At 35.3% G+C, this 11,682-nt stretch carries 8 protein-coding genes; 1 reads left to right on the top strand and 7 read right to left on the bottom strand.

Translation table 11 applies throughout. The annotated features are described in order from the left end of the window. Positions 1–13: 13 nt before the first annotated feature. Positions 14–568: a 3'-5' exonuclease gene (locus tag MQX03_RS01945; RefSeq protein ID WP_242801039.1), complete on the top strand. Its 555-nt coding sequence runs from the start codon at positions 14–16 to the stop codon at positions 566–568. Positions 569–956: 388 nt separating this feature from the next. Here MQX03_RS01945 and apaG read toward each other — a convergent pair whose 3' ends face one another. The 7 genes from apaG to glgB all read right to left on the bottom strand — a co-directional run bounded on the left by apaG (position 957) and on the right by glgB (position 11,476). Continuing rightward, positions 957–1,343, bottom strand: a complete 387-nt coding sequence (gene apaG / locus MQX03_RS01940) for a Co2+/Mg2+ efflux protein ApaG (RefSeq protein ID WP_129536863.1) — start codon at positions 1,341–1,343, stop codon at positions 957–959. A gap of 81 nt (positions 1,344–1,424) precedes the next feature. Continuing rightward, positions 1,425–2,678, bottom strand: coding sequence for a 2-oxoglutarate dehydrogenase complex dihydrolipoyllysine-residue succinyltransferase (gene odhB, locus MQX03_RS01935; protein ID WP_242801037.1), 1,254 nt, complete (start codon positions 2,676–2,678; stop codon positions 1,425–1,427). A 38-nt stretch (positions 2,679–2,716) separates the two neighbouring features. Then, entirely contained in the window at positions 2,717–5,533 is a 2,817-nt protein-coding gene (locus MQX03_RS01930; protein ID WP_242801035.1) for a 2-oxoglutarate dehydrogenase E1 component, read from the bottom strand. 124 nt (positions 5,534–5,657) lie between these two features. Next, positions 5,658–6,698, bottom strand: a complete 1,041-nt coding sequence (locus MQX03_RS01925; RefSeq protein WP_242801033.1) for an SRPBCC family protein — start codon at positions 6,696–6,698, stop codon at positions 5,658–5,660. A 72-nt stretch (positions 6,699–6,770) separates the two neighbouring features. After that, positions 6,771–8,039, bottom strand: coding sequence for a glucose-1-phosphate adenylyltransferase (locus tag MQX03_RS01920; protein WP_129536859.1), 1,269 nt, complete (start codon positions 8,037–8,039; stop codon positions 6,771–6,773). An 81-nt stretch (positions 8,040–8,120) separates the two neighbouring features. Further along, positions 8,121–9,527: a glycogen synthase gene (locus MQX03_RS01915; protein WP_242801031.1), complete on the bottom strand. Its 1,407-nt coding sequence runs from the start codon at positions 9,525–9,527 to the stop codon at positions 8,121–8,123. A 2-nt stretch (positions 9,528–9,529) separates the two neighbouring features. Beyond that, positions 9,530–11,476: a 1,4-alpha-glucan branching protein GlgB gene (gene glgB, locus MQX03_RS01910; RefSeq protein WP_242801140.1), complete on the bottom strand. Its 1,947-nt coding sequence runs from the start codon at positions 11,474–11,476 to the stop codon at positions 9,530–9,532. Positions 11,477–11,682 lie beyond the last annotated feature (206 nt).

Below are 11,682 nucleotides of genomic sequence, written 5' to 3'. Positions count from 1 at the left end.
TTATAAAAATCACATGGATTTCTGCGCAATAGATTTTGAAACGGCCACTCACGAAAGACATTCGGCTTGCGAATTGGGAATTTGCGTGGTTGAAAATTCACAGATTGTATCGACCAAAACATGGCTGATCAAGCCTCCCAGCTTTCCTTATTTTAACCAAAGAAATATTGATGTGCACGGTATCATTCCAACAGATGTGAAAGACGCTCCTACTTTTGATGAAATCTGGTACGAAGTTCAGGAAATGATGTACGGAAATTTAATGATTGCTCACAATGCAAGTTTTGATGCGGGAGTTTTGAGAAGTTGTCTTGATTACTATGGAATGTTTAAACCTAATTTGAATTATCTCTGCAGCATTCAGGTGGCAAAAAAATCATGGAATTATCTTCCTAAATATGGTTTAAAACATTTAGCAGAACACCATCAAATCAAATTTAATCACCACAGAGCTGGCGATGATGCTGAAGCTTGTGCAAGAATTGCTTTGTTAGGGTTTGAAAAACTGATTATTACAAGTACAGATGAAATTCACGAATGTTTTCAGGCTAAGCTTAAGAAATTGTGATTTTTAGAAGGATAATGAATTTCATTTTTTATTGAAATTTCATTTCCTACAATATAGATTTTCAAAGCTAAAAAGAGATAGCGTTACTACGGAATGCACCTTTTCATGTTGACATAAATTTCTACACAGATTTTGCTCCTACGGAGCAATTAATTTTTATGCCTAATATTTCGTCACAAGTCTTAAAACACTTACAAATTTTGAAATGTTTCATCACTTTAATTAATGTAAAAATCGCAGCCCGACTTGAGCGGAAATCTTTTTTGTTTTTTAAAACAAAAAAATTGGGAGCGGAAGGCGGAAATAGCTGCCATTAAAAAAAAACTATTTACTCAACAACGTCAAATTGCTACCAAAATAATCTGTATTTAATTCATTTTTGCGAATATCAATTGACAAGAATAGCGGAAAGTAAATTGAATTTTGGAATATCAATCTCAAAATTCTCATGAGTTTCTTCGTTTCTTACCAAATACATTCCACTCATATTTCCGACGCCTGAACGCAGCATAACGTTTGAAAAATAAGCGAACTGATCATTGGGCTGTATATCGGGAGTGAGACCGATTACACCATCTCCTACAACCTCAGTGAAACCAAATCCTACGTCAAAGATGAGCCATTTTCTTTTTAGAATTTTGATAGGAAAATCTCCTTCATTTTCTATCACGATGTTGTATTTAAAAACAAATCGGTTTTCAGAAGGATAGGAATTTTTGCTATCATATTCAGGGGTCACAGACACCTTAATATTCGAAGTAATTTTAGAAAACATTTTGTTCGTTTTATTATTTGATACAAAAATCTCGCCTTTTTTGAAGGCGAGATTGTATATGATGTTCCAGGAAATAATTAATTATAATCCAAGACCTTTCTTCTCGTCTCCACCCAATAGAATTTCTACCGGATTGTCGATACCTTCTTTTACCGCAACAAGGAATCCTACAGATTCTTTACCGTCGATAATTCTGTGGTCATAAGACATCGCAACATACATCATTGGACGAATCACAACTTGTCCGTCAACCGCAACTGGTCTTTGGATGATATTGTGCATTCCTAAGATTGCAGATTGTGGCGGGTTGATAATTGGCGTAGACAACATTGATCCGAAAGTACCTCCGTTTGTAATCGTGAAAGTACCTCCAGTCATTTCGTCAACCGTAATTTTACCGTCTCTTACTTTGATTGCTAAGTCTTTAATGTTTCCTTCCACGTTTGCGAAAGACATGTTTTCAGCATTTCTCAATACCGGAACCATCAATCCTTTAGGACCTGAAACGGCAATTGAAATATCGCAGAAATCGTAATTAATTTTGAAATCTCCGTCTATCGATGCATTTACATCAGGATACATTTGTAATGCTCTTGTAACCGCTTTTGTGAAGAAAGACATGAAACCAAGTCCAACTCCGTGTTTTTGAGCAAATTCTTCTTTATATAATTTTCTTAGTCTAAAAATTTCAGACATATCAACTTCGTTGAAAGTCGTCAACATAGCCGTTTCGTTCTTTACAGAAACCAATCTTTGAGCGATTTTTCTTCTAAGAACTGAAAGTTTAGTCGTTGTAGTAGATCTTGCACCTGTAGCTGTTAAAGAACTTCCGCCCATTGCAGGAACAGCAGCTAATTCAGCGTCAGATTTAGAGATTCTTCCGTCTCTTCCAGATCCTGAAACCTGAGAAGCATCAATTCCTTTTTCGTCAAGAATTTTCTTTGCAGCAGGAGACGGAGCACCTGTAGCATAAGATTGAGGAGCAGCAGGAGCTGGTTTTGGAGCTTCTACTTTTGCAGGTTCAGCAGCAGCTTTAGGCGCTTCTTCCTGTTTTGGAGCTTCAGCAGCCTGAGCAGCACCACCTTCTGGTTTAGCAGCATCCATATCAATTAAACAAACAACCTGACCTACCTGTACTACATCACCTTCTTCAGCTTTTAAAGTGATAACACCACTCTCTTCTGCAGGTAATTCTAAAGTTGCCTTGTCTGAATCTACTTCAGCGATTGGTTGATCTTTTTGTACATAATCACCATCTTTTACAAGCCAAGTTGCAATTTCAACTTCTGTAATTGATTCTCCCGGTGAAGGAACTTTCATTTCTAAAATTGACATATCGTATTTTTTATTTTTTTAATGGATATTTATTATAATTAAGCTGTTACAGGTCTTTTAGCAGGAGCATCATCTCTGTCAAAAACTCTGTTGATCACTAAGTTTTGGTTTTTCTCAAACATTTTGTGACTTCCAGGAGCCGGAGCACCACTTGGTACCGGAGAAATAACCTGAATTCCTGTATCTCTGAAGTTTCTCAAGATATAAGACCAAGCTCCCATATTTTCTGGTTCTTCCTGAGCCCAAATGATTGATTTTTTGTTTTCATATTTAGCAAAAACAGCTTCGATAGCATCATTTTGAAGAGGATATAACTGCTCAAATCTCACCAAAGCAACATTTTCACAATTTAATTCTTCTTTTTTAGCTAATAATTCGAAGTATAATTTACCTGAACACAATACTAATTTTTCAACTTTCGCAGGGTCTGCAGTTGGATCATCTAAGATAGGCTGGAATCCTTTGTTTGAGAAATCTTCAAGCGGAGAAACCACTTTCGGATGTCTTAACAATGATTTTGGACTCATCACAATTAATGGCTTTCTGAATGACCATTTCAACTGTCTTCTCAACAAGTGGAAATAATTGGCTGGAGAAGTAATATTCGCCACTACCATATTTTCGTTTGCACAAAGCGTTAAGAATCTTTCTAGTCTCGCTGAAGAGTGTTCTGCTCCTTGACCTTCTGAACCATGAGGTAATAACATTACCAAACCATCCTGAATTTTCCATTTTTCTTCTGCTGCAGCTAAATATTGGTCAACGATAATCTGCGCTCCATTTACGAAATCTCCAAACTGTGCTTCCCAAATTGTCAAAGTATTAGGAGATGCCATTGCATAACCATAATCAAATCCTAAAACTCCGTATTCAGAAAGGTGAGAATTGAAAACATCAAATCTGCTCTCTGAAACTTCTTTTAAAGGAACATATTCTTCCTCAGTATCTTCAGTTTTTACAACAGCGTGTCTGTGAGAGAACGTTCCTCTTTCCACATCTTCACCAGAAATTCTGATGTTGTGACCTTCAACAAGAAGTGTAGCATAAGCCAGCCATTCTCCAAGAGCCCAGTCTAAAGAGTTTGCCTCAATAGCTTTGATTCTGTTATCAAAAAGTCTTGTAATTTTATTGATGAATTTTTTATCAGCAGGAAGCGTTGACATTTTGATTGCTAATTCTTTCAGTTTAGCTAAATCATATCCTGTATCAACAGCATCTTGCACAGCACCTCTTTTTGCAATAGGGAAATTCGTCCAATCATCTGCCATGAAAATATCCATCACATTTTTCTCGATTTCCTTAGAAGCATCAAAGTCTTTATCTAAAAGCGCTTTGAATTCTGTTTCCATTTTTGCAATTACATCGTTTGATGTAATGTTATCTTTCAACAGTTTATCTTTATAAATCTCTCTTGGATTCGGATGTTTTGAAATTAATTTATACAAGTTAGGTTGTGTAAATCTTGGCTCATCCCCTTCGTTATGACCATATTTTCTATATCCTAATAAATCAATATAAACATCTTTACCAAATTTTGCTCTGAAATCAGCCGCAAAGTGAATTGCATGAACTACCGCTTCAGCATCATCAGCATTTACATGCATTACAGGAGATTCTGTTACCTTTGCAACATCTGTACAATAGGTAGAAGACCTTGCGTCCATATAATTAGTTGTAAATGAAACCTGATTATTTACAACGATATGAACTGTACCTCCCGTTTTATACCCTTCTAAAGTCATCATCTGAGCAACTTCGTAAGCAATACCCTGACCAGCCAATGCACCATCACCGTGAATAACGATTGGTAAAATTTTAGAATAATCACCTTTGTATCTGTCATCAACTTTAGCTCGGCAAATACCTTCTACCAAAGCAGAAACAGTTTCTAAGTGAGATGGGTTCGGAGTTAAGTTAATAGAAACTTCTTCTCCGGACGCTGTTTTTATTTTTTTAGATGAACCTAAGTGATATTTCACATCACCTGAGAATACATCTTCTTCAAATTCTTTTCCTTCAAATTCTGAGAAAATCTGCTTATAAGATTTCCCGAAGATATTAGTTAAAACATTTAATCTTCCTCTGTGAGCCATCCCTAGAACAACCTCATCAACTCCCAATTGTGAAGATCTTGAAATCAACTGATCCAAAGCAGGAATCAGAGATTCACCACCTTCTAATGAGAATCTTTTCTGACCTACAAATTTTGTATGAAGATAATTTTCAAATGCTACAGCCTGATTTAATTTAAGTAAAATCTCAGTTTTTTCGTTAGCATTAAGGCTTGGATGATTTTCGTTTACCTGAAGCCACTGCTTGATAAACTCTTTCTCCTCAACATTATTGATATACGTATATTCTACACCAATAGAGTCGCAATAAATATGTTCTAGATGGGTAATCAACTCTTGAAGAGTTGCAGGACCTTTCATTCCCGTTTCTGTAGCACAGTTAAATTTGGTATTCAGATCTGACTGAGAAAGACCGAAATTTTCTATATCTAAAGTTGGTGTATAATGCCTTCTCTCACGGACAGGATTGGTTTTTGTAAACAAATGGCCTCTCGTTCTGTAAGCTTCGATAAGATTTACCACCTTAAATTCTTTCTTGATGTGCTCAGGAACTTCACCGTTTGAAGCCGCCTGAGAAATCTGTTGAACTGCAGAAGAAGAATTTCCCACGTTTTTGATTTGCTGAATGTCTTCTTCATCAGAATAATTCTCCAATGCAAAATCAAAGCCTTGAAAAAAGGCTTTCCATGATGGTTCTAAAGAGTCCGGAAATTTTAAGTATTGTTGGTATAAATCCTCAATTAACTGAGAATGAGCTGCGTTTAGGAATGAAAATCTGTCCATTATTACAGTTGGTCTATTTATTAAATTTTGTTAGTCGTATTAATCTTCAAATTTAATAAAAAAAACCGACTTGGGACAGCCTCAAACTATTAAAAAAAACATAAAGGAATGATTTGTATCATATTTATTTATAAACAGATAACGAAAGCTTCATATTGACATCCTGATTCTCTAAAGGCGGCTCTATGAATGTCTGATAAATGTCACCATATCGCATTTCGTCAGTTTTCGCTTTTTGTATTAATTGTTGAATTGCTTTTACTCTTCCTGTGTAAGCTCCCTTATAATAAATCACATAATTCTGAGTCGGACTTACGGATCTGAAGCTGAAATTATTGTCATTAACTCCAAATTTCTTCGATAAAGGAATTCCGAAATAATAAGAAACTTCGTTGTCTTTGAAATTATCTGCATCAGTAATCAGGATTGGGTAACCAAATTCATCATCTTTTTTGCCTAAATCCATCGTTACATAATTGTAAACTTTATTGTAATTCATCACAATATTTTTGTACAATGCATCTTTTTTATTGGATGTACTTACGCTTACTCCCAAGATCATCTTTGCGTCTTCTTTCTCAACAATCAGGCTGTCATATTTTATCGAAGCCAGTTGATTGTCTTTTGAAACTTTATTTCCCAAAACATTTTTTAGATTCACCATACTTTTATCAATATTGTCGGTGAATTTATCTTCGGTCCAGAAATTTTGAGCTCTCGTTAAAACAGATAATTTCGGAGTATGTACAAACCAGGTAATCTTCGTCTTTTCTGCTGAAATGGCTTTAAATTTAACATCAATTAAAGTCGGGTTTTCATCCTCATCTTCAAAAAGCTGATACCTTAAAGTTTTGTTGTGATTTTCGTAGCGGATAAACATTTCGCCGCCGTCTTCGCTTTTAGGATCATTATAGCTGATTGCACTTCCCTGTCCTTCGTAGGGTGTGTAATAATCGATGGTAATGGTTTTTGAACTCGTAAAGAAATTATTCCATCTTGTGAAATGCTGTAAATTATTAAACTGATTAAACACTTTATCTAAAGGAAAATCAATCTCTTTTTCTACTTTGAAACTTTTGCTTTCGTCAACGAAAAAGTACATAGAAGCAGCATAAGCTCCCACAAGCAAAGAAATAATTACGGCTATGATTTTGAAAAAACGCATCGCACAAAAGTAATACAAATAAAAAAAGTGACCAATATATTGATCACTCTAGTTTCTATGTTGTTTAAATTATTATCCGATATGGGTTCCAGGAGGCAAAACAGCTCCTTTCTTCACAACGACAATTCCGTCCTGAACAGAGTGTGTTCCGTAATCTCCGTCTTCCATGTGCTTACCACCAATGATTCTCACATTATCGCCGATGTAACAGTTTTTATCTAAAATTGCTTTTTCGATATAACAGTATTTTCCGATTCCCATATTGGGTTGCCCTTTGCTGTCATTTATAACAATTTCTTTTGTGTTTTGATAAAAGTCGGCACCCATTACATAAGAATTCACGATTGTACTTCCTTTATCTATCCTTGTTCTATGGCCTATGATTGAATTTTCAATTTTATCTGCCATAACGATACATCCATCTCCAAAAATAGCCTTACTTACATAAGAACCGTTGATTTTTGATGGTGGAAGCATTCTCGCTCTTGTATAAATCGGTGAAGAAGAAAACAGATTAAACTGCGGGAAATCCTGACAAAGATCTAAATTCGCTTCATAAAATGACTCGATGGTTCCAATATCCGTCCAATATCCTTCATATTGATAGCTTAAAGTACTGTACTTCCCGATTGAGCTTGGAATAATATCTTTACCAAAGTCATCACCCGCTCCATCCTCAAACATTTTCTTTAAAATAGATTTTGTAAAAATGTAAATTCCCATTGAAGCTAAATATTCTTTACCTTCCATTTTATTTTTATCTGAAACTTCAGACTGCAAACCGTTGAGAAGGTCATAGCTTGGCTTTTCGATAAAAGAAGTGATATTTCCTTCTTCATCAGATTTTAGAATTCCAAAACCTGTAGCATCTTTTGCATTCACCGGAATTGTAGCAATCGTTACATCACCACCATTTTCTATATGGAAATCAAGCATTGCATTAAAATCCATCTGATACAGCTGATCTCCCGAAAGAATCAAAATATATTCATAATCATATTTTTCTAAATGCTTCATCGATTGACGTACGGCATCGGCAGTTCCCTGAAACCAGCTTTCGTTTTCAACATTCTGCTCTGCTGCTAAAATATCTACAAATCCTTTACTGAAAATATCAAAATGGTAAGAATTTTTGATATGTGCATTTAATGACGCTGAATTAAACTGAGTAAGAACCAAGATTTTATTTAAACCTGAATTCAAACAATTAGAAATAGGAATATCAACCAATCTGTACTTTCCGGCAATCGGAACAGCGGGTTTTGATCTTGAATAAGTTAATGGAAAAAGCCTTGTACCTCTACCTCCTCCCAAAACGATTGAAATAACATTTGGATTCATAAATTTATTTGTGGTTTATCTTATTATTAGTATACTTTTTTTGAATAGTTTGAATTTATTTTAATTTTAAAAGGTAAAATTTTAGTTCTTGTATAAAGCTAAATATTTTTCCGCAGATTTCTCCCATGCAAAATCAAAATTCATATTTGAAAGCACCAAATCATCCATCGCCTTTTTTTGATTGTAAATAGCCAACCCCCGAACCATCGCATGAATAATATCATCAACTCCAGGATAGGTAAAATTTAACCCTGAACCGCCGGTAGAAATATCTTTAACGGTATCTCTCAATCCGCCTGTATAGCTAACAACCGGAACAGTTCCGTAACGCATTGCGTACATCTGATTAAGACCACAAGGCTCTACCCTTGAAGGCATCAACAAAAAATCTGCCGAAGCGTAGATTTTGTGAGATAAATGTTCTTTATATCCAATATCTGTTGCGAAATTTGCGTAAACGTAATTTAATTCCTTTAGTTTATCTTCAATATAAGCATTTCCTGAACCTAAAATAATAATATTTAAAGCGCCATAAGTTTGTTTAATACTTCTCCAAACAACTTCAGGAAGCAAGTCAGCACCTTTCTCTGTGGCAAATCTTCCAATGAATGCAAAAAGTGGCAAATCTGGGTTTAAACCATATTCTTTGCAGAGCTTCTGCTTATTTTTCTTTTTAATTTTAAGAACATTTTTAGAATTATAATTAAAATCAAGCATTGGATCAGTTTGTGGATCCCAGACATCGGTATCAATTCCGTTGATGATTCCGTAAGCTTTTCCAAATTCATCTCGTACTAAACTTTCCAAACCTTTAAAGCTGACAAAAAGCTCTTCTAAATATCCTTCAGAAACCGTTGTGAAAGCCGTACAGCATTTAATCATACTTGCTAAAGGATTAATAAATCCGTTCCAGTCAAGAAGTCCCCATTTATAATGATCAAAAGCGGGCATAAAATGAATCATATCCCAACGCATCATTCCCTGATATTCACCATTGTGAATAGTGCCTATCGTTTTTACTCCTTTTAAAAATTCAAATTCCGGACAATGCTCTACCATAAAAGGAACTAATCCTGTATGATAATCATGACAATGCAAAACATCAGGACGAATCTGCATAGCAGTCAGCCAATGCAAAATACCTTGCTGAAAAGCCAAAAACTGAAAACTCTCATCCTGATACCCATAAGGATTTTCACGATCTAAAAGACCGGGAATTTTCACCATAAACAATTCAAACCCCAAAGTGTTTGTTTTCTCTTTCATGACCTGAATCTGAAGCATATTCTGCCCTTGGTGAATGAAACCGTCAAAAACCACTTCAAACTCGTGATCATAGACAAAAGATTTATTGTACCAAGGCATTACCACTTTGGCATCAACATCTTTTATTTTGTTCTGATACTTCGGCAAAGCTCCCACAACATCTGCCAAACCTCCTACTTTGGCAACGGGATAGCATTCTGTGCTAAGGTGATAAATTGTCATTATTATTTTTTATGTTGTTTTATTCTACTCAATTTATACTTTCTGTCTTTTTTCATTTTCAAAACGATTCCTGCAAGCGGTGGCAGTTTCAGGAAAATAGATTTCGGACGATTCATCCATTCTTCATTTTCTTCTCTGAAAATGGTTGTTTCTACCCCACTTCCATTATATTTTTTGTCATCGGAATTGAAAATTACCTCCCAATGTGTTCCTTCATTTACTCCAACTTTATAATCAAATGTATTTGGGGTCAGATTTAGAATAACCATCAGAACATCATGTTTCTTTTTTCCTTTTCTTAAATAAATCAAAACGGAATTATCGGTATCATCAGCCTCTACCCATTCAAAACCGTTTGGGTTAAATTGGTTTTCGTAGAAAGCTGTTTCACTTTTATATAAATGATTTAAATCTTTCACTAAATTCTGCAAGCCTTTATGAATTGGAAAATCAAGCAAATGCCAGTCTAAGCTTTGTTTAAAATTCCATTCATTGGTTTGTCCGAATTCATCTCCCATGAAAAGCAGTTTTGCCCCCGGATGCGTGAACATATAAACATAAAGCGCCCTTAAATTAGCAAATTTCTGCCATTCGTCACCTTTCATTTTATAAATAAGGCTCGCTTTCCCGTGTACTACTTCATCATGGGACAAAGGCATCATGTAGTTTTCATTAAACATATACATGGATGCAAACGTCAGCTTATGATGATGATGTCTTCTATTTTCGTGTTCTTCTTTAAAATAATCTAAGGTATCGTGCATCCAGCCCATCATCCACTTCATTCCAAAACCAACTCCACCGTCATGAACAGGTTTGGTAAGCAAAGGAAAATCCGAACTTTCTTCTGCGATCGTGAAAATGCTGTCGCCAAATTCTTTATAAACTGCCGTATTAAATTCCTGTAAAAAAGCTTTGGCTTCCAGATTAACATTATCTCCGTAAATATTCGGTTCCCATTCTCCTTCATTCCTCGAGTAATCCAAATGAAGCATAGAAGTCACTGCGTCTACACGCAAACCGTCTGCATGATAACGGTCGAGCCAAAACATAGCATTTGAAATCAAAAATGATTTCACTTCACTTCTTCCGTAATTGAAAATGTAAGATTTCCAATCGGGATGAAAACCTTTTCTCGGGTCTTCATGCTCGTACAAATAACTTCCGTCAAAACGGTGCAATCCATTGGCATCCCCCGGAAAATGCGAAGGAACCCAATCGAGAATCACTCCAATATCATTTTTATGAAGCTCATTGATTAAGAACATTAAATCCTGCGGTGAACCGAAGCGTGAAGTTGCCGCAAAAAAACCGGTAATCTGATAACCCCAACTCGGATCATAAGGATATTCCATCACAGGCATAAATTCTACATGAGTAAAACCCATATCTCTGATGTAAGGAACCAACTTTGCTGCAATATCTTTGTAGTTCAAAAATTTTTCCGGAAAATCTTCATTTCTGCACCATGATGCAAGATGCATTTCGTAAACAGAAATAGGAGATTCTAAACTGTTATTTTTCCAGCGTTTTTCCAGCCATTCTTCGTCACTCCATTCATACCAATTTGTAGAAACCAATGATGCCGCCTGAAGATTTTGTTCCCAGCTCAGTGCGTAAGGATCACTTTTTTCTAAAATTTTACCTAAATTTTCTATGGCATATTTATACAAAGTTCCCCAGGTAAGTCCGGCAATAAAGCCTTCCCAAATCCCAGAACCATCCCAGCGTGGAAAAAGAATATGATCTTTGTGATTCCAATTATTAAAATTCCCGATAACGGAAACTTTTTTTGCATTGGGAGCCCAAACCGAAAAGTAAACTCCCTTTACGCCATCTTTTTCTACAGAATGCGCACCGAATTTTTCGTACAATCGATAATGCTTACCCTCTTTAAAAAGGTAAACGTCATGGTCTGTGAAAAGTGTATAGGTTTTTACCGAGTTCATCATAGTGTTTTTACAGTCAGATAAGTCATGGGCAGTGATTATAAAAAAACCGAAAAAGATTTTATGTTAACAGTTTATTGATAAGTATCGATGACTATCAAATATATAAATATTTCCTTTGCTAAAGACTGTTTTTTATTAATTTTAATTAACTTAAATAAAAAGATTTTTTCTATTTTTATGAGTTTAATATATTTACCTACTTT

This window comes from Chryseobacterium aahli, from assembly GCF_022699665.1.
Lineage (GTDB): Bacteria > Bacteroidota > Bacteroidia > Flavobacteriales > Weeksellaceae > Chryseobacterium > Chryseobacterium aahli.
Note: the sequence above shows the minus strand (reverse complement) of the source record. Positions and strands in the feature narration are given on the sequence as shown.

Excerpts from the sequence above, each read along its gene's own strand:
- MQX03_RS01945 (WP_242801039.1), top strand. The coding sequence starts at position 14 with ATGGATTTCTGCGCAATAGATTTTGAAACGGCCACTCACGAAAGACAT.
- MQX03_RS01925 (WP_242801033.1), bottom strand. The coding sequence starts at position 6,698 with ATGCGTTTTTTCAAAATCATAGCCGTAATTATTTCTTTGCTTGTGGGA.
- apaG (WP_129536863.1), bottom strand. The coding sequence starts at position 1,343 with ATGTTTTCTAAAATTACTTCGAATATTAAGGTGTCTGTGACCCCTGAA.
- MQX03_RS01930 (WP_242801035.1), bottom strand. The coding sequence starts at position 5,533 with ATGGACAGATTTTCATTCCTAAACGCAGCTCATTCTCAGTTAATTGAG.
- odhB (WP_242801037.1), bottom strand. The coding sequence starts at position 2,678 with ATGTCAATTTTAGAAATGAAAGTTCCTTCACCGGGAGAATCAATTACA.
- glgB (WP_242801140.1), bottom strand. The coding sequence starts at position 11,476 with ATGAACTCGGTAAAAACCTATACACTTTTCACAGACCATGACGTTTAC.
- MQX03_RS01915 (WP_242801031.1), bottom strand. The coding sequence starts at position 9,527 with ATGACAATTTATCACCTTAGCACAGAATGCTATCCCGTTGCCAAAGTA.
- MQX03_RS01920 (WP_129536859.1), bottom strand. The coding sequence starts at position 8,039 with ATGAATCCAAATGTTATTTCAATCGTTTTGGGAGGAGGTAGAGGTACA.